This is a genomic window from Oryzobacter telluris, assembly GCF_043099285.1.
Classification (GTDB): domain Bacteria; phylum Actinomycetota; class Actinomycetes; order Actinomycetales; family Dermatophilaceae; genus Oryzobacter; species Oryzobacter telluris.
Genome location: NZ_CP170723.1, coordinates 1,497,637 through 1,524,426, shown reverse-complemented (window position 1 = coordinate 1,524,426; position 26,790 = coordinate 1,497,637). Strand labels below are relative to the sequence as shown.

Here is a 26,790-nt window from a genome sequence, read left to right as displayed (position 1 = left end):
GGCGCTGCCAGAGCCTAGCCCCTGCGTAAGACAAATAAAACCTATTCCGGGAGCGAGGTCACCCGACGGGCCGCCCGCGGTGCGCCAGCGCCTCCCGGGCGGGGGTGGGCCCCAGCGGTTCGGTGCCCGCGACCTGGGTGCTGCGGAAGCGGTAGCGGTCACCCCGGTACGTGATGAGGCCGGAGACGAGCAGCCGCCCCGACTCGTCCCGCGTCAGGCTGGACGCCGCCAGGACCGCGAACCCGACCTCCACCCGCAGCGGGCCCACCTCGGATGGAGTCGCCCCCCGAGCGCCGACGGTGTACTCGGCGTGGTGCGGGGTGTGTCCCGCGGCCCGGAGCGTCTCGTACAGCGACGCCTCCCCCCAGTCGAGGTCGGGCATCTCGGGGGCGAGCGACAGGGGCAGCAGGGTGTCGTCGATCGCGACCGGCAGGTCGTCCAGCGTGCGCAGCCGCGAGAGGAAGAAGAGCGGCGAGCCGGGGGCAATCCCGAACTCCTCGGCCTGTTCCCACGTCGCCGAGCGGACCTCGGACTCCAGCACCGAGGCGCCGACGCTGACACCCTCACGACCGACGAGGTCGTGGAACGAGAGCAGCGTGTTGGGCGGCTCCCCGAGGATGGCGGTCGACACGAACGTCCCGCGACCTCGCACCGAGTAGATCTGGCGCTCCTCGGCGAGCTGGGCGAGCGCACGCCGCACGGTGACCCGCGAGACGCCGAACTCGACGCACAGCTCGCGCTCGGTCGGCAGCTGGTCACCCGGCCGGATGGCCTCGGAGGCGATCCTCGCCGCCAACTCGGAGCGGACCCACTCGGTCATGTTCACCGCGGTCCCGGCAACGCCACCGATCGACACCGGCGCGCCTCCCTTCACTGTGGTTGCATCGAACTCTACGGCCAACGAGCCCTTGTTCTAAAGGTATGAGACCTGTAGCCTCCCACGCAGCCGCCGTCGACGTCGACTGGTGATGAATCCCGTGGAGGTCCGCATGCGCAGATGGATGGTTGTCCTGGCCGGCTCGCTCGCCCTCGCTGCCTGCACGACGCCTGGGGCGTCCAGCCCGGCGCCGTCGTCGTCCTCGACGGGGGCGGTCAGCACCGACGTGTCCGGGCTGCCGGCGACGACGCTGAGCGTCTGGACCTCCGAGAGCGGCTCGCGCCTCGACCTGCTCAAGGCCCGCGGCGAGGCGTTCACCGCGGCGCACCCGAACATCAAGGTCGCGTGGACGGTGCGCGACTTCGGCGCCTACCCCGCCCAGATCAAGCTCGCGCTCACCTCCGACGACGGGCCGGACGTCTGCATCGGCAACCTCGGCTGGTCCCTCGACGGGCCGCTCATCAAGGCCGGCCTGCTGCGCCCCATGGACGACTACGCCGCCGCCTACAAGTGGACCGACCGCTACCCGGCCGTGGGCCTGCGCCAGCTGAAGTTCACCGCCGACGGCAAGAAGTACGGCGAGGGCTCGATCTACGGCACGCCGTACGCCGCCGACGTCATCGGGTGGTTCTACAACAAGGACCTCCTCGCCAAGACCGGCAAGCAGCTCCCCACGACGATGGCCGAGCTCGACGACGTCCTCGCGGCCTCCAAGGCGGCCGGGCAGCAGCCGATCGTCTTCGGGGAGAAGGACGGGTGGCCCGGTTGGCACCTGGCCTACAACCTCATCGACCAGTACGCCAGCGCCAAGGAGGTCTCGGGGATCGTCTACGACGACGCCGGGGCGAGCTACGAGAACCCCGCGATCGCCCGGGCCCTGCAGACGATGGTGGAGTGGAAGAAGAAGGGCTACATCCGCGCCGACGTCAACTCCATCGCCCAAGCCGACGTCAGCGCCGGGTTCCCCAAGGGTGAGGGCCTGTTCTTCCCCGCGGGCAGCTGGGAGGCGGCCAACATGGGACCGAACTTCGGCTTCTTCCTCACGCCCCCCGTCGAGAAGGGCACCCCGCCGCGCGCCACTGGCTCCTTCGGCTACTCCTTCCACGTCTCCTCGAGGAGCACGAAGGTCCCCGCCAGCGCCGCCTTCCTCGACTTCATGGCCAACGAGGACACCGCCAAGGCCTTCTTCGCCGGTGGCGACATCGCCCCCATCGCGGTGAAGGACCCGCAGCTGAAGAGCGGCGACGTCTTCAAGGACATCTACACCTCGTGGACCGACGTCCTGGAGTCCGACGGCCTGCTGCCCTACCTGGAGTTCGCGACCCCGACGGCCGGCGAGGTCCTGTACCCGCAGCTCCAGGAGGTCCTCGAGGGCCGCACCCAGGTGGCCGACGCCCTCAAGGCGATGGAGACCGACCGGCAGACCTTCACGGCGTCGAACAAGTAGGACGGGCGCGTGAGCCTGACCATCCTGCCCGCACGCCCGGCGCGGTCCCACGGGGCCGCGCCGAGGCCGGGGGCTCGACGACGGCGGCGGCGCAAGGCCCTCGTGGCCTACCTCTACGTCGCGCCCGCCCTCGTGCTCTTCCTGCTCTTCGCCGGCATCCCGTTCCTCCAGACCGCGCAGCTCTCGCTCTTCGACTGGGACGGGATCACCCAGGGCACCTTCGTCGGGCTCGACAACTACCGCACCCTGGCCTCGGACGAGATCTTCCGCAGCTCCTTCGTCCACGCCGCCGTCCTCGTCGCGATGTTCGCCACGATCCCCGTCAGCCTGGGCCTGGTCATCGCCGCGGTCTTCACCGCCGTCCCGGTGCGGGGCGCCACGACCTACCGGGCCCTGATCTACCTGCCGCAGATCATCTCCAGCGTCGTCGTCGGCGTCATCTGGACCTGGATGTACGCGAGCGACGGTCCGGTCAACCAGGTCCTGCGCGGTGTCGGGCTCGGTGGCGTCGCCCGCGCCTGGCTCGGGGACTTCGACTGGGCGCTCGTCGCCGTCGGCATGATCGGGGCCTGGGCCCTGACGGGCATGTGCATGGTGCTGTTCGTCGCCGGGGTCCAGCAGATCGACACCTCGCTCTACGACGCGGCCAAGGTCGACGGCGCGGGCCGGTTCCGGGAGTTCTTCGCGGTGACGCTCCCCGGGCTGCGCAACGAGATCGGGGTCGTCCTCACCCTCACCGTCGTCGCGGCGCTGAAGACCTTCGACCTCGTCTTCGTCCTCACCCGCGGTGGTCCCGGGACGCAGACGATGGTGCCGGGGCTCATGCTCTACACCCGGGCCTTCGGCGACGGTCGCGTCGGCCTGGCGTGCGCGATCGCGTTCATCCTCACCGTGCTCGTCCTGGCCGTGACGATCGCGATCGACCGCACCTTCGGGAGGGCCGACCGGTGATCCGCACCCGCGAGCGCATCGTCGCCCACGCCATCCTCGCCGTCTTCGCCCTCATCGCGACCGTCCCCGTCGTCGGGGTGGTCCTGCTGGCCCTCAACCCCCGCGACGCGCGGGTCACCGGGTTCAGCTTCCCCGAGACCGTCACCCTGCAGACCTTCGCGGAGGCCTGGGAGATCGGCCACCTCGGCGACTACATGAGGTCGAGCCTCATCGTCGCGTTCTTCGTCGTCATCGGGGCGACGACGGTCTCGATCCTCGCCGGGTACGCCTTCGCGACGATGCAGTTCCGCGGCTCCACGGTCCTGTTCTACGCGCTCCTGCTCGGGATGCTGCTGCCGTTCGAGGCGGTGATCCTCCCGCTGTACTACGACCTGCGCCAGTTCGGCCTCACCAACAGCTACGCCTCCCTCGTCCTGCCGCAGATCGCCCTCAACGTCTGCTTCGGGACGTTCTGGATGCGGGCCTACTTCCGCAGCGTGCCCAAGGGGATGCTCGAGTCGGCCGAGATCGACGGCGCCGGGTCGTTCCGGACCCTCGTCCAGGTGGCCCTGCCCCCGGGCCGCCCCGCCGTCACCACGCTCGTCGTCCTGTTCTTCCTGTGGTCGTGGAACGAGTTCCTGCTGCCGCTGGTCATGATCACGGACGACGCCCTGCGCACCGCGCCCCTCGGCCTGGCGTTCTTCGCCGCGCAGCGCTCGACGGACCGGATCGGCATGGCCGCCGCCGCGGTCATCATCTCCGTCCCCGTCGTCCTCGTCTTCGTCATCTTCCAGCGCAGCTTCATCCGCGGCGCCGCCAGTGGATCGATCAAGGAGTAGCCGTGTCCCCCACCGCACCCGCGACCCCTCCCGACGAGCTGACGGACGAGCAGGTCGCGGCGTACCACCGGTACGGCTACCTCGCCGTCCCCGCCATCGCGGGTCCGGACGAGGTCATCGCCCTGCAGGACATCTACGACGAGCTCTTCGGCTCGGGCTCCGCGGTCCCGGACGCCGACCGCTTCGAGCTCGCGGGGAGCGGCGGCGAGGAGCTCCTGCCGCAGATCGTCAACCCCCACCTGTACGCCCCCTCACTGCTCGAGACCGGGGCGTACGAGCGAGCCTGCCGCTTCGCCATCCAGCTGCTCGGTGACGGCGCGGCGCCCGCTGGGACCCACGCCATCCGCAAGCCGGCGCGCCACGGTGCCGAGACGCCGTGGCACCAGGACGAGGCCTACTGGGCGCCCGACCAGCGCCACTACGCCCTCTCCATCTGGGTGCCGCTGCAGGAGGCCACGGTCGGCAACGGATGCATGCAGTTCCTCCCCGGAAGCCACCGCGCCGGAGTCGCGCCCCACCGCCTCATCACGCAGGACGCGCACGGTCTCGTCCTCTCCAACCCGGTCGACACGGGCGAGGCCGTCGTGTGCGAGCTCGGTCCCGGGGGCGCGACGATCCACGACTCGCAGACCATCCACTACACCGGCCCGAACACCTCGGACCAGCCCCGACGGGCCCTCATCATGGCGTTCGGCCAGCCGGCCGAGCCCATGGCGAACCCGCGCCACTTCCCGTGGCGACGCAGCGACTGGTGACCACCGCACGACGATCGGAAGGACAACACATGGCACACGGGATCGGCGTCCTGGGACTCGGGAGCGTCTTCCAGGGCCCCTACCTGCACCAGATCCAGCGGCTCGCGTCGACGGACCGGGTGCACCTGGTCGCCGGATGGGACCCCGACCCGCAGAAGCGGGAAGACGCCGCGGCACGCCTGTCGATCGACACCTCGATGGACAGCGCGCAGGCCCTCATCGAGCGTGACGACGTCGACATCGTCGTGGTCCTCACCGCGATGAACCCGCACGGGGCCCTCGCCGCCGCCGCGCTGGACGCCGGCAAGCACGTGCTCGTCGAGAAGCCCATGGCCACCTCGCTCGACGAGGCGGCGCACCTCGTCGAGCTCAGCGGGACGTCGGCCGGGCGACTGGTGTGCGCCCCCCACGTGATCCTGTCGCCCACCTTCCGTGAGCTGCACCGACGTGTGCACGAGGGCGACATCGGGTCGGTCCTCTCCGCGCGGGCCCGCTACGGGTGGGCCGGCCCGTGGTGGGGTGACTGGTTCTACGCCCCCGGCGGCGGCGCCCTGTTCGACCTGGGCGTCTACAACCTCACGAGCCTGTGCGGGCTGATGGGATCGGTCAATCGCGTCACCGCGCTGGCCGGCGTGGCGATCCCCCACCGCCCCAGCGAGGGCCGCTCCATCGAGGTCGCCGCGGAGGACAACGCCCACGTCCTGCTCGACTTCGGGGACTCCCGGTTCGCCTCGATCCTGACCGGCTTCACCCTGCAGAAGTACCGCAGCCCGGCCATCGAGCTCTACGGCACCGACGGCGTGCTCCAGCTGATGGGCGACGACTGGGCGCCCGAGGGCTTCGAGAAGTGGTCGAACGAGCGACAGACCTGGGAGGTCTTCCCCGAGTCGACCCCCAACTGGCCCTGGACCGACGGCCTGCGCCACCTCGTCGACTGCATCGACGACGGCACGGCACCGCTCATCGACCCGCGGCACGCGTACCACGCGCTCGAGGTGATGCTCGCCGCCAAGCAGTCCGCCCGGGAGGGTCGGGTCGTCGAGGTGGGCAGCACCTTCCCGGACATCGCCTACCCGTCGACCGTGGCGAACACCGACGACGGGCGGCGTCGCCACGACCCGCGCGGGGAGTAGCCGGACGGTGCCGCCGACGCGGTGGTCACCGAGCGACGGGGCGGTCAGCCCTTGAGCACGACCACCGTGTCAGCCACCTTGTCGTGCAGCGTCTGCCGCTTGCCGTCCCACAGCAGCCACGCCGGGTCGAGCACGTTGAGCACCGTCGCGGCCACGCCGAGCAGCGGGATGAACGCCATCGCCGACGCCACCAGCCCCACGACCTGGCGCCGCAGCGCCGTGACGAGCCCGATCGGTTCGCCGTCGCCGACGCGCCGCACGACGGTCCCGAGGACCATCTTCCCGGGCGTCGCCGACTTCCAGGCGAGGAACCCCACCTCGTAGACGAGCGACACGACCAGGCTGACCATCGTCACCGGCAGCAGCGCCGTCGTGAACTCGGTGAGGAACGGCGCGAAGTCAGGAGGCGTCCCGGTGCCGGCCGCCGCGGCGGCGGACAGGTACTTCTCGAGGACGCGCATCGCCTCCCCCAGCCAGGGGATCGCGATGACCAGGCCGAGCAGGCTGGAGATGAGGGAATCGAGGAGGCGGGCCAGCAGCCGGCGCCACCACTCGGCCAGGACGGCACCGTCGGGCAGCACGTCGGTGCGCGCCGCCTGCCAGTTGCCGTACGCGTTGCCGCCCGCGCCGGGCCAGCCGCCGGACGGACCGCGCGACCCGTCCCGCTGCCCACCGGGCGCCCCACCCGACGACGTCCCGGCGAGCCCACCGGCACCGGGCCGGGCGACCTGCGGGGTCGCGCGACCGATGGTCGACTGCTCCGCGGACGGCGAGCGCCGTGGTGTCGTGTGGGTCGACCAGACGACACCGTCGAAGTAGCGCAGCTGGAGCGGGTCGTCCGGGTCCTCGTACCAACCGGGCCCGGAGGGGGTGTCGGTCATGGGGTCAGGGTCTCACGCACGGATGGGAGTCCCGCGCACGCACCCCGTTGACCGCGGCTCCGGAGCGGCGCACGATCATCGGATGGCGCTCCGGCTCGGCCCCCACCTCATGTCCCTCACCGGCGAGCTGCGCTGGGAACCCGTCACCCGCCGGGTGCGCGCCTCCCTCCACGGCGTCCCCGTCCTCGACAGCACCGACGCCGTCCTCGTCTGGGAACCCCGCCGCGTGGTCCCGATGTACGCCGTCCCGCCCGATGACGTCGCCGCCCACCTCCGGCCGCGCGAGCCCGCCCCACTCCCGGAGCCACTGCCCCCGGTCCTCGGGCCGGTCCACTTCGGGTGGCACACCACCTCCGGCAGCTCCTTCGACCTCGTCGTCGGCGACACCACGGTGGAGGACGCCGCGTTCGCCCCCGACGACCCGGACCTCGGCGGCCGCGTCGTCGTCGAGTGGGCCCCGTTCGCCTGGACGGAGGAGGCGCACCCCGTGACCGGCCACCCGCACGACCCGTTCAAGCGGATCGACCTCCTGCCGAGCGACCGGCACGTCGTCGTCAGCCTCGACGGCACCGTCCTGGCCGACACCCGCCGCGCCATCGCCCTGTTCGAGACCCACATCCCGGTGCGCTGGTACGTCCCCCACGACGACGTCGTCACCGACCTGCTCGTCGGCAGCAGGTCGACGTCGACCTGCGCGTACAAGGGGCACGCCTCCTACGTCTCGCTCGACCCGGCGGCCTTCCCCGACGCGGGTCGGGTCGGCGAGGACCTCGGCTGGACCTACACGCACCCGCTCGACGAGGTGGCCGCCATCAAGGGCATGTTCTGCTTCTGGTCCGAGCGCAGCGACCTCGAGCTCGACGGCGTCGCGGTGCCGCGCCCGGTCACCCCGTGGTCGTCGCTGCGCGACATGCAGACCTACTGACCCCCCGAGCGCACCCGGGCCACCAGCCCCACCACCGCGTCCGCGACGGCCTCGGGGTCGACGAGCTGGTGCAGGTGCCCCGCGCCCTCGAGCACTTCCACGGGCCAGCCGACCGACCGGGCCACCCCGACCTCCTCCGCGTACGTCTCGCCGAACGCGAGGTAGGCGCTGCGCCGCTCCCGCCACCCGGACGGCGCCCCCAGCCGCGAGCGCACGTACGACAGCGGCACGCGCCCCTCCGCCGCCCGCACCCGCGCCAGCACCGCGGCGTCCGGCAGCACCGACGCCACGTCCTCGTCGGCCCACCACCGCGTCCACGGCGGCAGCAGCCCGTCGTCGCCGGCGAGCCCGGCGAGGTGGTCGAGCAGCGCCTCGGGCGCCAGCGTCGCCTCCCCCGACTCCGGAGGGAGCGCCGCGTCGACGTAGGCGACGACGGCCCCAGCAGGGGCCACGAAGCCGGCGAACCGCCCCGCGTTGCTGTGCGCCACCACGACGTCCGGGACCACCTCCACCGCGTCGTCCGAGAAGGCGCGCAGCACCACGCCCGCGTCCACGGGCGACGGCGGCGGCTCGGACACGACGACGCCCCACCCGCGGCGCCCGAGGGCGGCCGCGAGCGGGGCGTGGACGAGCGCCGGGAGGAACGGGCTCGGGAGGACGAGGGCGGTGCTCACCGCGCCATCATCCGTCCCGGACCCGCGCCCGGGGGCGCAGGATCGTCAGAGGTTGCCGCGCTTGTCCTGCTCGCGCTCGATCGACTCGAAGAGGGCCTTGAAGTTGCCCTTGCCGAAGCCGAGCGAGCCGTGGCGCTCGATGACCTCGAAGAAGACCGTGGGGCGGTCGCCGAGCGGCTTGGTGAAGATCTGGAGGAGGTAGCCGTCCTCGTCGCGGTCGACGAGGATCTTGCGCGACTTCAGCTCCTCGATGGGCACGCGCACCTCGCCGATGCGGGCGCGCAGCTCGGGGTCGTCGTAGTAGGCGTCGGGGGTGTCGAGGAACTCCACACCCTCCTTGCGCAGCTCGTCGACGCTGCGCAGGATGTCGTTGGTCGCCAGGGCGAGGTGCTGGGCGCCGGGGCCACCGTAGAACTCGAGGTACTCGTCGATCTGGCTCTTGCGCGCCGCGATCGCCGGCTCGTTGAGGGGGAACTTCACCCGGTGGTTGCCGTTGGCGACGACCTTCGACATCAGCGCCGAGTAGTCGGTGGCGATGTCGTCACCGATGAACTCGGCCATGTTCACGAAGCCCATGACCTTGTTGTAGAACCCGACCCACTGGTCCATCTTGCCGAGCTCGACGTTGCCGACGATGTGGTCGAGGGCCTGGAAGAGGCGCTTGGGGGCGCCGTCGCGCTTGACGAAGGTGGAGGCCGCGGCGACGTAGCCGGGCAGGTACGGGCCGTCGTACTTCACGCCGTCGACCTCGCGCTGGACCAGCGTGTGGCGGGTCTCGCCGTAGGTGGCGATGGCGGCGATGCGCACGGTGCCGTGCTCATCGGTGACGTTCTCCGGCTCCTGCACGACGGTCGCGCCGGCGCGGCGGGCCTGCGCGATGCAGCGGTCGACGTCGGGGACCTCGAGGGAGATGTCGACGACGCCGTCGCCGTGGGCCGCGTGGTGGGCGACGAGCGGGCTGTCGGGGGTGACCGCGCCCTTGACGACGAAGCGGATCGAACCGGACTTCAGGACGAAGGCCTTGTGGTCGCGCACGCCGTGCTCGGGGCCGGTGTAGCCGACGAGCTCCATGCCCCACGCGGACTGGTAGTAGTGCGCGGTCTGCGAGGCGTTGCCGACGACGAAGACGATGGCGTCCCAGCCGGTGACCGGGAACGGGTCCTGGGTCTCGTCGTACTCGACGAGCCCGACGAGCTGCTTGAGCTGCTGGAGGTCCAGGCCGGCCTGGCGCTCCTGCTCGGTGAGGTCGAGGTGGCTGGGAGACGTCGTCGTCGTGTCGGTCATCCCGCCACTGTGCGCGACCAATGCAGGGTGTGCAACCTTCGGGGTTTCGGTTGGTCACCCTGCCCAGAGGGTTGCCCCACTGGATGGGCATGACGAACAATGTGACCATGGCGCGCCAGACCGGTGTCGACGACCTCGACGCCCGACTCCTGTCCCTGTTCACGGCCGACCCGCACGTGGGGGTGCTCGGCGCCTCGCGGACCCTCGGCGTGGCCCGCGGCACGGTGCAGGCCCGGCTCGACCGCCTGCAGGAGCGCGGCGTCATCAAGTCGTTCGCGCCGCAGGTCGACGCCGGCGCGCTGGGCTACCCGGTCACGGCGTTCTGCACCCTGGAGATCCGCCAGCGCCAGGGCCACGCGCCCGTCGTCGCGCACCTGTCGGCGATCCCCGAGGTGCTCGAGATCCACTCGATCACCGGCGTCGGCGACCTCGTCGTGCGGATCGTCGCGCGCGACAATGCCGACCTGGGCCGCGTCATCGACGAGATCATCGACGACACCCACGTGCTGAGGGCCAACACCGCGATCTGCCTGGTGACCCACCTCGACCACCGCACCGGTCCGCTCGTCGACGTCGCCGCGAGCCGCGGCGCCACCGAGGAGCACTGAACCGCTCAGGTCAGCGGCGGCCGACGAACCACTGGCGGATCTTCGCGACCCGCTCGGTGACCTGGTCGCTCGTGGCGGTGGCCAGTTCGGGACCGCCGCACGCCCGGCGCAGGTCCATGTGGATGCTCGCGTGCGGGGCCCCGGTCTTGCTCGAGTAGGCGGCGACGAGCTTGTTCAGCTCCTTGCGCTGGGCCGCGAGCGCCCGGTGCGCCGCCACGGGCGTGGGGGCGGCGGCGGCCGACGGTGCCGCCCGGCGCCCCGTGCCCGCGTGCTTGGCCTGCCGCTCGCGCAGCAGGTGCGCGACCTGGTCGGGCTCGAGGAGGCCGGGCAGGCCGAGGTAGTCCTGCTCCTCCTCCGAGCCGACCTCGGCGTGCAGGCCGAACTGGGTCTTGTCGAACAGGACGTGGTCGAAGTGCGCGTCGGACTCCAGGGCCTCGAAGCTGGTCTCCTCCAGGCCCACGGTGGTCTCGGTGCGGTTCGCGGCCGCGATCATCCCCTCCTCCTCGGCCCACAGCGAGGCCTCGGACTCGTCGGACGTCGGGCGGTCGAGCGCGTGGTCGCGCTCCTCCTCCATCGTCGCGGCGTGGGTGAGGATGACCGGCACCGACGGCAGGAACACCGACGCGGTCTCGCCGCGGCGGCGGGCCCGCACGAAGCGCCCCACGGCCTGCGCGAAGAAGAGCGGGGTCGAGGTGGAGGTCGCGTAGACGCCGACGCACAGGCGCGGCACGTCGACCCCCTCGGAGACCATCCGCACCGCGACCATCCAGCGCTGGGTCCCGGCCGCGAACTCCTCGATGCGCGCGCTGGCGCCGGCGTCGTCGGACAGCACGACGGTCACCGACTCGCCGGTGATCTCCTTGAGGGTCTTCGCGTAGGCGCGGGCGCTGTTCTGGTTCGAGGCGATGACGAGGCCGCCGGCATCGGGGACGTGCCGGCGGACCTCGGTGAGCCGGACGTCGGCGGCGGCCAGGACCGAGGGGACCCACTCGCCCTTGGGGTCGAGCGCCGTGCGCCAGGCGTGGGCCGTCTGGTCCTTGGTCATCGGGGTGCCGAGGTTGGCGGCGATCTCGTCGCCGGCCTTGGTGCGCCACCGCATCGCGCCGCCGTAGGCGAGGAAGATGACGGGCCGCACGACGCCGTCGCGCAGGGCCGGGGCGTAGCCGTAGGAGTAGTCCGACGCCGAGCGCAGGATCCCGTCCTGGCCCATCTCGTACCGGACGAACGGGATGGGGCTGGTGTCGGAGCGGAACGGGGTCCCGGTCAGGGACAGGCGGCGGGTGGCCGGCTCGAACGCCTCGCGGATGCCGTCGCCCCACGACTTCGCGTCACCGCCATGGTGGATCTCGTCGAGGATGACGAGGGTCGGCTCGGCCTGGGTGCGCCGACGGTGCAGGTCGGGACGCACGGCCACCTGGGCGTACGTGACGGCGACGCCGTCGTACTGGTGCGACTGCACCCCCACCGAGTTCGAGAACGACGGGTTGAGGTGGATGCCGACCCGCGCCGCGGCATCCGCCCACTGGGTCTTGAGGTGCTCCGTGGGCGCCACGACCGTGACGGCCTTGATGAGCCCGCGGTCGAGCAGCTCGGTGGCGATGCGCAGGGCGTAGGTCGTCTTGCCGGCGCCGGGCGTGGCCACCGCGAGGAAGTCGCGCGCCTCCTGCTCCAGGTACAGCGCCAGCGCCTCCTCCTGCCACGCGCGCAGCTTCCCGGCGGTCCCCCAGGCGGCGCGCTCGGGGAAGGCGGGAGACAGGTGTTCGGCTGCAGAGGTACTCATGGGCGACGGCCACCATAACCGCCCGCGGGGCTGACACACCGAAGGCCCCGGCGTGTCCGCGCCGGGGCCTTCGGTGTGCTATTCGGGGGCCGTGATCCTTCTGCCCCGCAACGGATCTCGGATACCTCAGAGGTTGCGGTACGCGAGGAAGGCGTTCTGCATCCTGGTCGCCTGGTCCGGGCTGAAGGTGTTCATGCACGAGTCGTACGTGTAGTCCATGAAGTTGCGGATCGGGTCGGCGCCCGGAGCCGTGCAGGTGTCGCGACCGACCGGGCACTGGTACGCGGCCGAGGCCTCGGCCGGGGTGTCGGCGACCTGGTCACCGGAGCCCGTGCAGCCGCCCTGGAACGTGTGGTAGAGGTTCAGCCAGTGGCCGACCTCGTGGGTGGCGGTGTCGCCCTCGTTGTAGTTCGTGGCGCTCCCGCCCGGCAGGGAGGTGTCGAGGAGCACGACACCGTCGTAGCTGTCGTACGTCGACTTCGGGAAGGTCGCCCAGCCGAGGAGGTTGTTGGCGAGGCTCGCCGTGTAGATGTTGAGGTCGCCCATGGTGCCCTTGCGCAGGGCCTTCTTCATGTCCTTCTCGTTCTTCGACCCCGAGCGCAGGCTCGTGTACCACTTGGCGTTCGTGGTGCGGTCGGTCGCCGCGAGGGTGAAGGTGAACTTGGCACTGGAGTACGCGGCGTTGAGGACGGCGATCTGGTCGGCGATCTGCTGGTCGGTGACCTTGCCGTTGGTGCCGTCGGAGATCACGTGCACGTAGACGTCGATCGCGCCGCCGGCGAAGGCGGCGGCCGTCTGCGCTGTGGGCGCGGCGGCGGCGGTGCGGGCGGCCTGGCCGCGCGCGTTGCGCTGCAGGCCCTTCTTCTCCAGGCTGCGGGTCAGGTCGGCCTCACGGGCGGCGACCTGCTGCGCGGTCAGCTCGTTGGTGTCCTTGGCCGAGCCGGTGCCGCGGGCGGCGCTGTCGGCGATGCAGTCGGCGGCGACGGTCGACTCCCCCGCCATCGTGCGCGCCGAGGCGCTGGTGGCGGGGATCGTCGCGGCGCCGAGGACGAGCGCGGCGACGGCGGCCAGTGTGCGAGCGTTCATGGTGACCTTCCGGTGCGGACCGCCCCCTGACGGTGCGGCTACGGAGAATGTAGGGCCGCGTGGGTCACCGGTCGGTCAGGTTGGCGCAAAAGTCCGGTCAAGCCCGAAGGACCTGCGTCAGCCCGCCGGGAGGGCGGACACCACGGGTGCCACGGCATCGGTGAGGTCGGTGCCGGCCGTCGAACCCTTCGTGGTCTTCTCCGGCTTCGTCGCGGGCTTGGCGCCGGGGACGACGTCGGGCTCTGTAGCCGGCCGCGGGTCGGGAGTGCCGGGCGTCGAGGGCCTGACGATCGAGGGCTTGGTCGCCGAGGTGCTCTGGGTGGGGTGGGTGCTCGGCTTGCCGTCGCCCTGCGGGGTGGGAGCCGGCCTCTGCGTGTGGTCGGCGTCGTCGTCCGACGCCTCCTCGGTGCCCGTCTCGCCGCCCTCGGGGACCACGACCGCAGCCGCCTCGGCGGCCGGGGCGGTGGGGTCGGGGCTCGTGGGCCCGCTCTCGGGTGCCGGCGGGTCGGCCGCGGGGGCGGGTGCCGTCACGTCGGCGGCCGTGGTGCGCAGCTCGACGAGGCGCTGCGACTCCAGGGCGAGCGCGGTGGCGTCCGGGGTGCCCAGCTGGCCGTCCCAGCGCGTGTAGAAGTCGGCGGTGCAGCCCTTGACGTGCGCGACGTCCTGGGCCTGGCTGAGGCACTGCTCGTAGAGCCGCTCGTTCTCGCGTGCGGCGTCGGCCTGACGGACCCACTGGACCATGATGAGCGCGACGACGACGCCGAGCAGCGCGACGAGGGCGCCCGCCCGCAGCGGACGCGGCAACCCCCGCAACGCCTGCGTCATGGGTGTCAGGGTAGACCTGAGAGGGTCCTCAGGGGCTCAGGTCGGGGCAATGACGCCCCCGCGTCACTCGCCGCCGTCCTCCGGCGGACGCAGGCCCTCGTAGATCTCCTTGCAGGTGGGGCAGACCGGGAACCGCTGCGGGTCGCGACCCGGGATCCAGACCTTGCCGCACAGCGCGGTGACCGGCTCGCCCGAGAGCGCGCTCTCGAGGATCTTCTCCTTGCGCACGTAGTGCGAGAAGCGCTCGTGGTCGCCCGGCTCTGCCACCTGCGGGACGGTCTCGGTGCGTTCGAGCACCGCCGTCTGGGTCTGCGGCTGCCCGGACGGGGCGTTCGGGTCGTCCAGCGGGGGCATCGGCTCGCTCATCCCCGAAGTCTAGGCCGGGCGCGGGAGGTGCCGGAGGGGCCGGTCAGTTCTGGGTGGGGTCCGACGGGAACCACGCCACCCACTGCAGCGGCCCGGTCTGGCGGCGCAGGACCCGCGGCCAGAGGCCGTCGGGCTCACCCGTGAACGCGTCGCCGCTCTCGGCGTCGACGACGAACCACGAGCCGGACGCGATCTCGTCCTCGAGCTGGCCCGGCGACCATCCCGCGTAGCCCGCGAAGATGCGCAGCGCCGCGACCTCGGGGGCCACGAGCAGCGGTGGGGTGTCGAGGTCGACGAGTGCCACGGCACCGAAGAGGCGCTTGACGCCGGTCGGCTCGGGCGAGTCGCCGGGAACGGCGACCAGCCCGAGCGCGGAGTCCAGCTGCACCGGCCCGCCCTGGAAGACCTTGGCGGGTTCGCTGACGTGCTCCTCCCAGCCCGGGAGGACGGCGTCGACGTCGGCGTCGATCGGTCGGTTGAGGACGAGCCCCTGAGCGCCCTCCTCGTCGTGGTGCAGGACGAGGACGACCGAGCGCCAGAAGACGCCCTCCTCGATCTGCGGTGTCGCGACGAGGAGGCGACCGGTGTGGGTCTCGCTCACCCGTCCATTCTGCCCCGGTACCCACCGGGACGTCCGGAGCCCTGGCCACGACCCTCACGGCGGGGACCGCCGTCGGGACGACCGTACGAGCCACCGGGACGACCACCGCGGGGGCCACCCGGGCGACCGCCGCGACGCGCCTGCGGCTTGCCCTCGAGGATGGGGCGCCACACGTGGTCGGGGACCGGCACGCCGCTCGGCGCACGGCCACCCATGGCCTGGACCGTGGCGTCGCCGGGGGCGACCTTCGCGGTCAGGGCCTCGGCCCCGGCACCCTCGATGATGCGGGTGACCATCTTGCGCTGGTGCGGGAGCGCGAGCATGACGACCGCGCCCTCCTCGCCGGCGCGGGCGGTGCGGCCGGCGCGGTGGAGGTAGTCCTTGTGGTCCGTGGGCGGGTCCACCTGGACGACCATGCCGACGTCGTCGACGTGGATGCCGCGGGCGGCGACGTCGGTGGCGACGAGGACGTTCATCGAGCCGTCCCGGAACGCGCCGAGGACGCGGTTGCGGACGTTCTGCGACAGGCCACCGTGCAGCGAGGCCGCGAGGACGCCGCGGTCGCGCAGCTCACCGGCGATGCGGTCCGAGCCGAGCTGGGTGCGGGCGAAGACGATGACGCGGCCGCCGCGGCCGGCGAGCTCGGCCGTCATGGCCTTCTTGTCCTGCGGGTCGATGAGGAGCACGTGGTGGCTCATCGTCGTGACCGAGGCCTGCGCGTCGTCGGTGGAGTGGGTGACCGGGTCGACGAGGTAGCGCTCGACGAGGGTGTCGATGCCCTTGTCGAGGGTCGCCGAGAACAGCAGGCGCTGACCGCCGGCGGGGACCGTGTCGAGGATCGCGGTGACCTCGGGCAGGAAGCCCATGTCGGCCATGTGGTCGGCCTCGTCGAGGACGGCGATCTGGACGCCGCCGAGGTCGACCGCGCCGCGCTCCATCAGGTCGGCGAGCCGGCCCGGGGTGGCGACGAGGATGTCCAGGCCCTTGGCGAGCGCCTTGATCTGCGGCTCGTAGGACAGGCCGCCGGCGACGAGCTTGTGGCGCAGGCCGGTGACGTGGACGAACGGCTCGAGCGCGTCGCTCACCTGCATGGCGAGCTCACGGGTCGGCACGAGGATGAGCGAGCGCGGGCGCTTGGGCTCGGGACGCGTGCCATCGGCGAGGCGGGTGATCATCGACAGGCCGAAGGCGAGGGTCTTGCCCGAGCCGGTGCGGCCGCGGCCGAGGACGTCGCGCCCGGCGAGGGCGTCGGGGATCGTCGCGGCCTGGATCGGGAACGGGTCGGCGATGCCGTCGCGGGCGAGCCGCTCGACGAGGACCGCGGGGACACCGAGGGCGGCGAAGCCGTTGTCCTCGGTCACCTCCTTGGCCTCACCGGCGGTCGAGGTGTACGTGGTCCAGGTGTCGGCCTCGGAGCGCAGCGCCTCGGCCTCCTCGAAGGAGACGGCACCGTCGGAGGCGCCGCGCTGGGCGCCACGGTCGTCGCGACCCTGGTAGCCGCCGCGGGTGTCGCGACCCTGGTAGCCGCCACGGTCGGACGAGCCGGCGGAGCGACCTTGGTAGCCGCCACGGTCGGACGAGCCGGCGGAGCGACCCTGGTAGCCGCCACGGTCGTCGCGCTTCTGGTAGCCGCCGCGGTCCGAGGACCGGTCGTCGCGACCCTGGTAGCCACCGCGGGTGTCGCGCTGCTGGGGCGCGCCACGGTCGTCACGCTGCTGGAAGCCGCCACGGTCCGAGGACCCGGTGGAACGGCCCTGGTAGCCGCCGCGGTCGGAGGAGCCGGCGTCGCGACCCTGGTAGCCACCGCGGTCGTCGCGCTTCTGGTAGCCGCCACGGTCCGAGGACCCGGTGGAACGGCCCTGGTAGCCGCCGCGGTCGGAGGAGCCGGCGTCGCGACCCTGGTAGCCACCGCGGTCGTCCCGCTTCTGGTAGCCGCCCCGGTCCGAGGACCGGTCGTCGCGCTGCTGGTAGCCACCGCGGTCGCCGGTGCGGTCGGCGTGCCGACCCTCGTGGCGGTCGCGGCGGGCGGGGTCGGCGACCCGGGGGGCGCGGTCGCGCACGGGGCGCTCACCGCGCTCGAGACGGGGTCGCTCGTCATGGGGACGGTGCACGTTGCGCTCCTCGCGCGAGTCGGAGACCCAGCGCTTCGGTCGGTCGTTCCGGTCTTCGCGGTACGAGGTGGTGCCGCGGTCGGACCGACCGGCGGAGTAACGGGGGTTGCGGTCGTCGCCGCGGGTGCTGCTGGACCCACGCGAGTCCTCGCGCGCCGGGCGGCCGGGGCCGGACTGGCGACGGGGGTCCTCGCGGTCCCAGCGCGGGGAGCGCTCGGCGCGGGGTCGCTTGGTGTGGCCCTCAGCGGAGTCCGAGCGGGCCGCGCGCTTGGGAGCGCTCTTCGGGCCGTCGGGCTGGCCGCGGTGGTGGGCCTTCTTGGGACCCTTGCGGGCCTCGGACTTCTGGGAGGTCGTCCAACGGGCCTTCTTCGGCCCGGATGCCTTCTTGGGCATGGGGAGGTTCACCTGTGTTTCGTCATCGGTTCGGACGTGGACAGACACGTCTTCGAGCCGATGGCGAAAGCGGCGGAACAAGACGAGCCTCGGACGCGGTGATCTCTCTCGAGACCGTGGTCCGTGGGGCCGGATCGACTCTGGTCTCACCGGCGCACCGGGTGGGATGGGGCGAGGTCGCGCTCTGCGATCACGGCGGACGCAGCCATGCGTCCGAGCACCTCGGTGGAACCCCCAGACTACCAGCGCCGCGAGGTCCTCCCGACCACGCACGGTCCCGCAGGCCCGGTTCGGGACCCCGTGTGCCGCGACTCACACGCCGTCGCGGCCGACCTCGTCAGCCGGATCCGGGGTGCTGCCGCGCCTCGCGCCGCAGGGCGGCCGCCAGGAGCACGCCGAGCCCGACGCCCGCGGCATCGGCCAGCGCGTCGTAGGGGTCGCCCGTCCGCAGCGGCAGCAGGGTCGCCTGCAGCACCTCGCTCACGACGGCGTGGGCGACGAACACCCCTGCCACGAGGCCCGGCCGGCGCGTCACCAGCACCGCGAGGGCGACGGGCACGAGGAAGACGAGGACGTGGACGACCTTGTCCGAGCTCGGGAACGGCGCCGCCGACGGGCTGGAGGGTGAGTAGAGGACGACGAGCTGGACGAGGACGGCGAGGGCCAGCCCCGCCCGCGCGAGCAACTCGCGGACGGCGCTCACGCCTCCGTGCGCTTGGCCACCGCGGCCTTCACCGCGTCGGCGACCACGGTGGTGACGTCCGGGTGGAACACGCTCGGGATGATGTAGGTCGCGTTGCGCTCGTCGTCCTGCACGACCGCGGCCAGGGCGTCGGCCGCGGCGACCATGACGTCCATGCTGATGTGCGCCACCCCGGAGTCGATGAGGCCACGGAAGACGCCCGGGAAGACCAGGACGTTGTTGATCTGGTTGGCGAAGTCCGAACGGCCGGTGGCGACGACGGCGGCGTGCCGGGCGGCGATGTCGGGGTCGACCTCGGGCACCGGGTTGGCCATCGCGAACACGACGCTGTCGGGCGCCATCGAGGCCACGGCCTCCTCGCTGAGGATGTTCGGCGCGGACACCCCGACGAAGACGTCGGCGCCGACCATCGCGTCGGTGAGGGTGCCGGTCATGCCGTCGGGGTTGGTGTTCGCGGCGATCCACTCGTGGTTCGGGTGGTCGCCGGACAGCACGTCGGCGCGGTCGCGGTGGACGATGCCGTCGACGTCGGTGACGACCACGTGGCGCGCCCCGGCGTGGAGGAAGAGCTTGAGGATGGCCGTGCCCGCGGCGCCGGCCCCGCTCATCACCAGGCGGACGTCCTCGAGCCGCTTGCCGACGACCTTGAGGGCGTTGCGCAGCGCGGCGAGCGCGACGATGGCGGTGCCGTGCTGGTCGTCGTGGAAGACGGGGATGTCGAGCTCCTCGCGCAGCCGGCGCTCGATCTCGAAGCAGCGCGGGGCGGAGATGTCCTCGAGGTTGATGCCGCCGAAGACCGGGGCGATCGCCTTGACGGTGCGGATGATCTCCTCGGTGTCGGTGGTGTCGAGGCAGATCGGGAAGGCGTCGATGTCGGCGAACCGCTTGAACAGGGCCGCCTTGCCCTCCATCACCGGCAGGGCCGCGAGCGGGCCGATGTCGCCCAGGCCCAGCACGGCGGTGCCGTCGGTGACCACCGCGACGGTGTTGCGCTTGATCGTCAGGCGGCGGGCGTCCTCCGGGTTCTTCGCGATCGCGAGGCAGACGCGCGCGACCCCCGGCGTGTAGATGAGCGAGAGGTCGTCACGCGTGCGGATGGGGACCTTGCTCTCGATGCGCAGCTTGCCGCCGAGGTGCAGGAGGAAGGTGCGGTCGGACACGCGGCCGATCTCGACACCCTCGACCCCGCGCATCTCCTCGACGATCGCCTCGGCGTGGTCGACGTCGCGGGTGAGCATCGTCAGGTCGATGCGGACCTTGGTGGCGCCCGAGGCGGTGACGTCGAGGCCGGTGACGACACCCCCCGCCGCCTCGATGACGCCGGTCAGCTCGCTCACCGCCGTGGCACGGGCGGGGACGATGAGGCGGACGGTGACGGAGTTGGCGATCGACGGCGCGGCGGGCATGGGGTCGATTCAACCGGCTACCCGCGCGTAGGCCGAAACGAGACCGTCGTCGTGGACGCCGCCCCTACAGCCCGACCGGCTGCGGGCACTACCGTGGCGCGCATGTCCGACCACGTGGAAGTGACCGGCAGCGGTGCCGCGAGCGCCGTGCCCGACGTCGTCGTCCTCGACACCCGTGTCCAGGCCGAGGCCCCCGACGTCGCCACCGCCCTGGCCCAGGCCGCGAGCCGGGTGGCCGCGGCGCTGCAGGCGGCGGCCGACCACGGAATCGCCGACCGCGACCGCCGCACCCGAGGGATGGGCGTCAACCCGCGCTGGGACCGCGAGGGCCAGCGCGTCGTCGGGTACACCGCCCACCACGCGGTGCGGCTCGTCGTGCGCGACCGCGACCGGGTGGGCGACGTCATCGGTGCGATGGCGGGGGCCGCGGGTGACGCCTTCGGGCTCGACGCCGTCACCCTCGAGGTCGCCGACCCCGCTCCCCTGCTCGTCCGGGCCCGCGAGGCGGCCTTCGAGGACGCCCGCTCGCGCGCCGAGCAGTACGCCTCCCTGGCGGACCGACCCCTGGGCCCGGTGCTGCGGGTCACCGAGGGCGGCGGGTTCGAGCCGCCGACGCCGCGCTTCGCCAAGGCGGCGATGGACGTGGGCGGCGGGATGCCCGTCGAGGCCGGCGAGTCGACCGTGACCGCCACCGTCACCGTGCGCTTCGGGCTGGCCTGACGTGGGCTGGGTCGACGCCCTCGGCTGGTTCGGGTCGGCGCTGCTCGTCTTCTCGCTGCTCCAGGCGCGGATCCTGCGGCTGCGCGTCCTCAACACGGTGGCGTGCGTCATCCTCGTCGTCTTCAACGCCGTGCTCGGCGTGTGGCCGATGGTCGCGATGAACGTCGTGCTCGCCGTCATCAACGTGTGGTTCATCGCGAAGATGCTGCGCGAGCGCGGCGACGAGCGGGCCTACGCGGTGCTGCCGGTCGGTGCCGACGACGCCTACCTGCGCCACTTCCTCGACGTGCACCGCAAGGACATCGACACCTTCTTCCCCACCTTCTCCGGGGCCGAGGGCGCGGGCCGCTCGGCGTACCTGGTGCAGCACGGCGACGAGACGGCGGGCGTCATCGTCGTGCGGGACGCGGGCGAGGGCACCGCGCAGGTCGAGCTCGACTACGTGACGCCGCGCTTCCGCGACTTCGCGCCGGGCGAGTTCGTCTTCCGGCGGTCGGGGCTGTTCACCGACGCGGGGTTCCGCCGGGTCGTGACCGCCCCCGGGATGGTCGCGCCGTACTACGACCGGCTCGGCTTCACGCGCACGGGCGACACCTGGACCCTCGAGCTCGCGCCGGCCTGAGGCCGGACGCACGACCGCCCGGCCCCGCGCGTGCGGGACCGGGCGGTCGTTCGTGGGAGTGAGTCCGGTGGTGGAGGTGGCGGGAATCGAACCCGCGTCCACTGACGGAACACCAGGGCTTCTCCGGGTGCAGTGCGCTATGGATTTTCTCGGCCCCAGCGCTCGCACGCACACGTCCGCTGACAGGCCCAGTCGAGTTGAAGTCCCGCGCCGTCCCCCGACATGACGACGCAGCAAGATCTCTAGATGACGCTGGTTACTGAGTCGAGATCGAACTCAGGCCAACGGACTTCGAGGCCCGCCTCAGGCGGCGAGGGCGAAGTCGGTGCGCTTGGAATCGGCACCTATTGGTTTGCACGGATCGTTTACGAGATAACCGTGCGTCCTCGACCCGCTTCCCCTGGCCAACCGACCAATGTCGAAACCGATCACCCCCCTGAGGGGGCTCACTCCCACGCTGTTCACTTGTCACCGGCGGCACTCGCGGAACGACTCCGCCGGCACCCGCCAGTATGCCGTCAACGCGCAACCCACCCAAACGGATTCCCCTTCGCACCCACTTCCCCCGGCGCTCCCCCGCCCTGAGTCGCGTGCTACCGCCTGGTACGTGGGGTGATCACCCCGCGTACCAGGCGGTAGCACGCGTTGGAGGGGGCGATGGAGGGGAGGCAGGAGAGGCGCGGGAGGGCGTCAGGAGGTGGGGGCGGGGCGCGGCGGGCGCAGGGAGACGCCGACGGTGACGGGCTCGCCGGCCACGTCGACGGTCCAGCCGGGGCGGTCGACGACGTCGCGCGGCACCGGCCCGCCCGACGGCTCCCACACCCAGGCCAGGCCCACGGCCCGTCCGAAGGTCGCGCTGCGCGCGGCGCTCGTCACCTGACCGACCGGGACGCCCTCGCGGCGCAGCAGCTCGCCACCCCAGAGGACGGCGGCCGGGTCGTCGGCGACGACCGAGACGAGGCGGCGGCCCGGACCCGTGGCCCGCACCGCCTCCACCGCCTGCCTCCCGACGAAGTCGATGGCGGTGCCCAGCTTGCACGTGAAGGTCAGGCCCACCTCGAGCGGGTTGCGGTCCGGGCCCAGCTCGGCGCCCCACGCCCGGTAGCCCTGGTCGAGGCGCAGCGCGTTGATGGCGTAGTACCCGCCGAGCCGCAGCCCGAGGTCGTCGCCGGCGTCGCGCAGCCGGTCCCACACCCCGGTGGCCAGCTCGGTCGGCACGTACAGCTCCCACCCGAGCTCGCCCACGTACGTCATCCGGGTGGCGCGCACCCGCGCCACCCCGAGGTCGAGCTCACGGCTCGTCGCGAAGGGGAACGCGGCGTCCTCGAGGTCGGCCGTGGTCAGTCGGGAGAGGAGGGTGCGCGAGCGCGGGCCCTGCACCCCGAGCACGGCCCACGCGGTGGTGACGTCCTCGACCTCCACCCGCCACGCGGGGTCGCTGTGGCGGCGCAGCCAGTCGGCGTCGCGCACCGGCGACCCGGCGCTGGTCACGAGGAGGAAGTCGGCGGCACCGGTGCGCGTGACCGTGACGTCGGCCTCGTAGCCGCCCCGCCGGTTGAGCATCCCGGTGTAGACGGCGGACCCGACCGGCCGGTCGACGTCGGCGGTGCACACCCTCTGGAGGAGGGCGAGGGCGTCGGGCCCGTGGATGCGCAGCTTGCCGAAGCTGGTCTGGTCGAACAGGGCCACGGCCTCGCGGGTGGCGCGCTGCTCCTCGTCGACCCAGGGGTGCCAGTTCTGGTGTCCCCAGGCGTAGTCCGCGCCCCGGTCAGCGGCGGCCACGCCACCAGGGGCGATGTAGCTGGGCCGCTCCCAGCCCATCTTCGACCCGAACCACGCCCCCGCGGCCTCCAGCCGGTCGTGCACGGGCGAGCACCGGAACGGCCGCGCCGACTCCAGCTCGCGGTTGGGCCACGGCACGGCGTAGTGCAGGCCCAGCACCTCCGACACCCGCTCGCGCAGCCACGGCGTGCTCGCGTGGAACGGCGCGAACCGCCGGATGTCGACGAGCGCGAGGTCCTCCTGGGGCTCCCCCGCCACGACCCACTGCGCCAGCGCCCGTCCGGCGCCCCCGGCCGACGCGATCCCCACCGAGTTGAAGCCCGCACCGACGAAGAACCCCGCGACGTCGGGCGACTCCCCCATGACGAACTGGTTGTCCGGGGTGAAGCTCTCCGGGCCGTTGTAGAACTTCCGGATCCCCGTGCGCTCGAGGACGGGAAGGCGGTGCAGGGCGCTCTCCATGAGGACCGAGAAGTGCTCCCAGTCCTCGTCGAGGAGCTGGAACTCGAACGGGTACGGGATCGCCTCGGGGGCGACCCACGGCTTGGCCTCGGGCTCGAAGCCGCCGACGACGAGCCCGCCGACCTCCTCCTTGTAGTAGGTCCAGCCGTCGGGGTCGCGCAGGATCGGCAGGTCGCGGTGCACGCCCTCGACCTGGTCGGTGACGACGTAGAAGTGCTCGGCCGAGTGGAGCGGGACGCCGACCCCGGCCATCGCGGCCAGGGCCTTGGTCCACTGCCCGGCGCAGGCCACGACGACGTCGCACTCGACGTCCCCGGCATCCGTCCGAACTCCCCGCACCCGCTGCCCACCCGGCGCCGCGGCATCGGCGACGACGTCGAACCCGGTGACCCGCACCCGTTCCCGCACGGTGACGCCGAGCTGACGAGCGCCCTTCGCCAGGGACTGGGTGAGGTCCGTGGGGTTGGCCGTGCCGTCGCCGGGCAGCCAGATGGCGCCGGTGAGGTCGTCGGTGCGCAGGTGCGGGTAGCGCTCACCGGCCTGCGCGGGGGTGAGCAGCTCGCAGTCGAGATCGTAGGCGGCGGCGTTGGCCGCGGTGCGCTGCAGGGCCGTCATCCGCTCGGGAGTGCGCGCCACGATGAGCCCGCCGCACTGCTTGTACCCGGTGCCCAGCCCCGTCTCGGCCTCGAGCCGGGCGTAGAGCTCGGCGGAGTACTGCACGAGCCGGGTGCCGCTCTCGCTGGCGCGCAGCAGCCCGACGAGCCCGGCGGCGTGCCACGTGGTCCCGCACGACAGGGTGCCCTGCTCGAGGAGGAGGACGTCGGTCCAGCCGAGGTGGGCCAGGTGGTACGCGGTCGAGGTCCCGACCGCCCCTCCCCCGATGACGACGACCCGGGCCCGGGCCGGCAGGTCCGCGGTCACCGGGCCGCCCGGGCGAGGAGGTCGTCGAAGCGGGGGCTCGCGGCGAGCTCCTGCGCCGGCTCCCACTTCTCCATCGCCCATCCCCAGAAGTCGTACTCGATGCTGCTCGCGCCCTCCTGGATCATCCCCCACAGGACCCAGCCGTACCGGGCGGCCCACCCCCACAGCTCGGCCCGCGCCACGAGGGCGTCGTCGTGCCGCCCGTGGTACGCCTCGCACAGCTCGGCGAGGGCGTCGGGGCCCAGCTTCGCCTCCGCCGCGGCGTTGCCGAGCTCGAAGGAGGGCTCGTTCATCCCCGAGTACTCGTAGTCGACGATCCGCAGGTCGCCGCCGTCGTCGAGGACGTTGGCCGCGAGCAGGTCGTTGTGGCACGGCACGAGTGGCTCGGGCGCGAGCCCCAGCACCCGCTCGAGGCCGTCGAGGCGCGGCTCGAGGTCGAGGTAGCCCTCCGGCAGGCGGAAGCCGCGCTCCCGCACGACCTCGAGGTAGCGACGGCGGATGGCGAGCATGTCGAACCGGCCGACGAACGGTGGCCCGGCGTGCAGCCGGCGCAGCGCCGCCGCGAACCGCGGCAGGTTCGCCGCCACGTCGGCGTCCTCCCACGTGCGCCCGGGCAGGAAGCCGACGACGAGGACGCCCCGCCCCGGCAGGTGGTCGACCACCGGCGCGCCCACCCCGGACGCCGCGGCCGCCAGGGTGTTCGCGTGCTCGACCTCGCGGTCGACGCCGAGCAGCCCGGTCTCCGGGGAAGAGACCCGCACCACGACGTCGAGCCCGCCGTCGGTGCGGACCCGGTAGTTGTGGTTGGTCAGCCCACCGGGCAGGGGCGACACGCGTCGCCCCTGCCCGGTGAGGACGGGGAGGTCGTCGAGCAGCTGCTCGAGGTCCGGCTGCACGTCAGGAGGTCGGGTCGCCCGGCTTCCAGTCGTGCTCGGCCCCGCCGTGAGCGGTCCTGCCGTGGTGCTCCATCGCGATCTCGTCGGCGCCCGACACCCCTGCGGGGAGGTCGACCGTCGTCTTCGGACCGGTGAACCACTTCTTGGCCGACAGGTGCCAGCCGATCCACAGCGCCAGCAGCGTGCCACCCATGAGGATCGGCGCGTAGTTGACGTACTTCCACTCGAAGGTGTCGTGGAACGGGTTGGCCGCCGGGGTGAAGGGGAGGATGAAGTACACCGAGATGATGGCGATCTCCGCCACCGCGACGGGCGCCATCCACTTCCACTTGGTGCCCAGGTTCCACTTGCCCTGGGGGAAGGCGTCGCCCATCCTCCAGCGCAGGTAGATCGGGATGGCGAAGGCCGTGTAGAGGCCGATGACGCCGACCGAGACCACCGCGTAGAAGGCCACCGGCACGATGAGCGGGGCGTCCGCCGTGCCGAGGTTGACCTCGACCAGCGCCGGCAGGGTGATGACGGCCGCGATGACCGACGACACGATGACGGCGTTCGCCGGGACCTTGCGGCTGTTCAGGCTCGCCCACCTGGACGAGCCGGGGACGGCCCCGTCGCGGCTGAACGCGAAGAGCATCCGGCTCGTGGACGTCATGCAGGCCGCGGTGCAGAACACCTGGGCGATGCTCGCGATGAGCAGCACCGTCCCGGCCCAGCCCGACGACAGCGCCTGGTTGAAGATGACGGCGACGCCGCCACCGCCCGCCGTGACCGCCTCGGGGTCCTGGACCGCGAAGAGGAAGGCGAGCAGGAGGAACCAGCCGCCGATGGCCGAGTAGAAGATCGAGCGCCAGATGCCCTTGGCCGCACCGTCGGCGGCACCCTGGGTCTCCTCGGAGAGGTGGGCCGAGGCGTCGAAGCCGGTGATCGTGTACTGGGTCAGCAGGAAGCCGAGTGGCAGCACGTAGAACCAGAAGCCGAAGCCGCTGTCCTCACCGCCCGCCAGCCCGCCGCTGTTGTTGACCCGCATCGTGAAGACGTCGGCGACGCTCATGTGCTTCTCGGGGAGGAACACGAGGATGAGGATGACGATCGCCGCGCCGATGACGTGCCACCACACCGAGATGTTGTTGAGCAGCGCGAGGAGGTGGCCGCCGAAGATGTTGATCAGGGCGGTGATGAGCAGGACGACGAGGAACATGACGAACACGCGGGTCAGCGAGTAGCCCGCCGCCCACGACTCGCTCATCGTGCTGAACGACAGGTCGAAGAACGTCGCGGCGCCGTAGGCGACCGAGGCGTCGATGGCGAGCAGCCCGATGAGGTTGAGCCAGCCGGTGTAGTAGCCGACCTTGGCGCCGCCGAGCTTGCTGGCCCACCAGTAGATGCCGCCCGAGGTCGGGTACGCCGACACGAGCTCGGACATGCAGAACCCGATGATGAGGATGAAGACCGAGATGAGCGGCCACCCGATGGAGATCGCGATGGGCCCGCCGTTGTTCCACGCCTGGCCGAAGGTCGTGAAGCACCCGGCGAGGATCGAGATGATCGAGAAGGAGATGGCGAAGTTCGAGAAGCTCGACCAGGTGCGGTTGAGCTCCTGCTTGTAGCCGAGCTCGGCGAGCATGCGCTCGTCGTCGTTCAGGTGCACTGCCACGGTTTGCTCCCATGGGGTCCGGCCGGCCGACGAGACCGGCGTCAATTCAGGTGCGACGAGGGCGATGCTAGGGCCAACCGGCCGGAAATGGTATGGCCTTGCCCCATTG

At 72.2% G+C, this 26,790-nt stretch carries 24 protein-coding genes and 1 other RNA gene; 9 read left to right on the top strand and 16 right to left on the bottom strand.

The window, feature by feature from the left end:
- Positions 1–58: 58 nt before the first annotated feature.
- On the bottom strand, positions 59–820 hold the full coding sequence (locus ACFLFB_RS06925) for a GntR family transcriptional regulator (RefSeq protein WP_392544979.1): 762 nt from the start codon (positions 818–820) through the stop codon (positions 59–61).
- 169 nt (positions 821–989) lie between these two features.
- Between ACFLFB_RS06925 and ACFLFB_RS06920 the strand changes: the two genes are divergently transcribed.
- Genes ACFLFB_RS06920 through ACFLFB_RS06900 form a run of 5 tightly spaced genes read left to right on the top strand, consistent with a single transcriptional unit; the run spans position 990 to position 5,981 of the window.
- Positions 990–2,324, top strand: coding sequence for an ABC transporter substrate-binding protein (locus ACFLFB_RS06920; RefSeq protein WP_392544978.1), 1,335 nt, complete (start codon positions 990–992; stop codon positions 2,322–2,324).
- A gap of 9 nt (positions 2,325–2,333) precedes the next feature.
- Positions 2,334–3,275, top strand: a complete 942-nt coding sequence (locus ACFLFB_RS06915) for a carbohydrate ABC transporter permease (RefSeq protein ID WP_392544977.1) — start codon at positions 2,334–2,336, stop codon at positions 3,273–3,275.
- Positions 3,272–4,093: a carbohydrate ABC transporter permease gene (locus ACFLFB_RS06910; RefSeq protein ID WP_392544976.1), complete on the top strand. Its 822-nt coding sequence runs from the start codon at positions 3,272–3,274 to the stop codon at positions 4,091–4,093. The genes ACFLFB_RS06915 and ACFLFB_RS06910 overlap by 4 nt, the downstream gene beginning before the upstream one ends.
- A 2-nt stretch (positions 4,094–4,095) precedes the next feature.
- Positions 4,096–4,848 (top strand): phytanoyl-CoA dioxygenase family protein, encoded by a 753-nt coding sequence (locus ACFLFB_RS06905; RefSeq protein WP_392544975.1) that lies wholly within the window; start codon positions 4,096–4,098, stop codon positions 4,846–4,848.
- A gap of 29 nt (positions 4,849–4,877) precedes the next feature.
- Entirely contained in the window at positions 4,878–5,981 is a 1,104-nt protein-coding gene (locus tag ACFLFB_RS06900; protein ID WP_392544974.1) for a Gfo/Idh/MocA family protein, read from the top strand.
- A 44-nt stretch (positions 5,982–6,025) separates the two neighbouring features.
- Here ACFLFB_RS06900 and ACFLFB_RS06895 read toward each other — a convergent pair whose 3' ends face one another.
- Positions 6,026–6,862 (bottom strand): RDD family protein, encoded by an 837-nt coding sequence (locus ACFLFB_RS06895; protein WP_392544973.1) that lies wholly within the window; start codon positions 6,860–6,862, stop codon positions 6,026–6,028.
- 82 nt (positions 6,863–6,944) lie between these two features.
- Between ACFLFB_RS06895 and ACFLFB_RS06890 the strand changes: the two genes are divergently transcribed.
- Complete coding sequence (locus tag ACFLFB_RS06890) at positions 6,945–7,787, top strand: DUF427 domain-containing protein (protein ID WP_392544972.1); 843 nt, start codon at positions 6,945–6,947, stop codon at positions 7,785–7,787.
- Here ACFLFB_RS06890 and ACFLFB_RS06885 read toward each other — a convergent pair.
- Positions 7,781–8,461: a hypothetical protein gene (locus ACFLFB_RS06885; protein WP_392544971.1), complete on the bottom strand. Its 681-nt coding sequence runs from the start codon at positions 8,459–8,461 to the stop codon at positions 7,781–7,783. The genes ACFLFB_RS06890 and ACFLFB_RS06885 overlap by 7 nt on opposite strands.
- A 45-nt stretch (positions 8,462–8,506) precedes the next feature.
- A complete protein-coding gene (hppD, locus tag ACFLFB_RS06880; protein ID WP_392544970.1) occupies positions 8,507–9,745 on the bottom strand; it encodes a 4-hydroxyphenylpyruvate dioxygenase in 1,239 nt (412 codons plus the stop codon).
- A 107-nt stretch (positions 9,746–9,852) separates the two neighbouring features.
- On the opposite strand from hppD, the gene ACFLFB_RS06875 reads away from it, so the two are divergent.
- A complete protein-coding gene (locus tag ACFLFB_RS06875; RefSeq protein ID WP_392544969.1) occupies positions 9,853–10,353 on the top strand; it encodes an Lrp/AsnC family transcriptional regulator in 501 nt (166 codons plus the stop codon).
- A 10-nt stretch (positions 10,354–10,363) separates the two neighbouring features.
- Here the strand turns inward: ACFLFB_RS06875 and ACFLFB_RS06870 are convergent, their stop codons facing one another.
- The 8 genes from ACFLFB_RS06870 to ACFLFB_RS06835 form a co-directional block, all read right to left on the bottom strand.
- Complete coding sequence (locus ACFLFB_RS06870) at positions 10,364–12,133, bottom strand: DEAD/DEAH box helicase (protein ID WP_392544968.1); 1,770 nt, start codon at positions 12,131–12,133, stop codon at positions 10,364–10,366.
- 126 nt (positions 12,134–12,259) lie between these two features.
- Positions 12,260–13,219, bottom strand: coding sequence for a zinc metalloprotease (locus ACFLFB_RS06865; RefSeq protein WP_392544967.1), 960 nt, complete (start codon positions 13,217–13,219; stop codon positions 12,260–12,262).
- A gap of 117 nt (positions 13,220–13,336) precedes the next feature.
- Positions 13,337–14,044 (bottom strand): hypothetical protein, encoded by a 708-nt coding sequence (locus tag ACFLFB_RS06860; protein WP_392544966.1) that lies wholly within the window; start codon positions 14,042–14,044, stop codon positions 13,337–13,339.
- Between the two features lie 63 nt (positions 14,045–14,107).
- Positions 14,108–14,410, bottom strand: a complete 303-nt coding sequence (locus ACFLFB_RS06855) for a DUF3039 domain-containing protein (RefSeq protein WP_392544965.1) — start codon at positions 14,408–14,410, stop codon at positions 14,108–14,110.
- Between the two features lie 43 nt (positions 14,411–14,453).
- Positions 14,454–15,011 carry a YqgE/AlgH family protein gene (locus ACFLFB_RS06850; protein ID WP_392544964.1) on the bottom strand — a complete coding sequence of 186 codons (558 nt, stop codon included), beginning with the start codon at positions 15,009–15,011 and terminating at the stop codon, positions 14,454–14,456.
- On the bottom strand, positions 15,008–17,515 hold the full coding sequence (locus ACFLFB_RS06845; protein ID WP_392544963.1) for a DEAD/DEAH box helicase: 2,508 nt from the start codon (positions 17,513–17,515) through the stop codon (positions 15,008–15,010). The genes ACFLFB_RS06850 and ACFLFB_RS06845 overlap by 4 nt, the downstream gene beginning before the upstream one ends.
- Positions 17,516–17,852: 337 nt before the next feature.
- Complete coding sequence (locus ACFLFB_RS06840) at positions 17,853–18,218, bottom strand: VanZ family protein (protein WP_392544962.1); 366 nt, start codon at positions 18,216–18,218, stop codon at positions 17,853–17,855.
- Positions 18,215–19,624, bottom strand: coding sequence for an NAD-dependent malic enzyme (locus tag ACFLFB_RS06835; protein ID WP_392544961.1), 1,410 nt, complete (start codon positions 19,622–19,624; stop codon positions 18,215–18,217). The genes ACFLFB_RS06840 and ACFLFB_RS06835 overlap by 4 nt, the downstream gene beginning before the upstream one ends.
- Positions 19,625–19,726: 102 nt before the next feature.
- Here ACFLFB_RS06835 and ACFLFB_RS06830 point away from each other — a divergent pair, with 102 nt between their 5' ends.
- Both ACFLFB_RS06830 and ACFLFB_RS06825 read left to right on the top strand, forming a co-directional pair.
- Positions 19,727–20,344 (top strand): SIMPL domain-containing protein, encoded by a 618-nt coding sequence (locus ACFLFB_RS06830; protein ID WP_392544960.1) that lies wholly within the window; start codon positions 19,727–19,729, stop codon positions 20,342–20,344.
- Between the two features lies 1 nt (position 20,345).
- The gene (locus tag ACFLFB_RS06825; protein WP_392544959.1) at positions 20,346–20,966 is read left to right on the top strand and encodes a hypothetical protein; all 621 of its coding nucleotides are present in this window, start codon (positions 20,346–20,348) and stop codon (positions 20,964–20,966) included.
- A gap of 68 nt (positions 20,967–21,034) precedes the next feature.
- On the opposite strand, the gene ssrA is transcribed toward ACFLFB_RS06825, so the two are convergent.
- The 4 genes from ssrA to ACFLFB_RS06805 form a co-directional block, all read right to left on the bottom strand.
- Positions 21,035–21,402, bottom strand: a transfer-messenger RNA (tmRNA) gene (gene ssrA, locus ACFLFB_RS06820).
- Positions 21,403–21,656: 254 nt separating this feature from the next.
- Complete coding sequence (locus tag ACFLFB_RS06815; protein ID WP_392544958.1) at positions 21,657–24,131, bottom strand: FAD-dependent oxidoreductase; 2,475 nt, start codon at positions 24,129–24,131, stop codon at positions 21,657–21,659.
- Entirely contained in the window at positions 24,128–25,027 is a 900-nt protein-coding gene (locus ACFLFB_RS06810; protein WP_392544957.1) for a phosphotransferase, read from the bottom strand. Before ACFLFB_RS06810 ends, ACFLFB_RS06815 begins: the two co-directional genes overlap by 4 nt.
- 1 nt (position 25,028) lies before the next feature.
- A complete protein-coding gene (locus ACFLFB_RS06805) occupies positions 25,029–26,681 on the bottom strand; it encodes an amino acid permease (protein WP_392544956.1) in 1,653 nt (550 codons plus the stop codon).
- Positions 26,682–26,790: the final 109 nt, after the last annotated feature.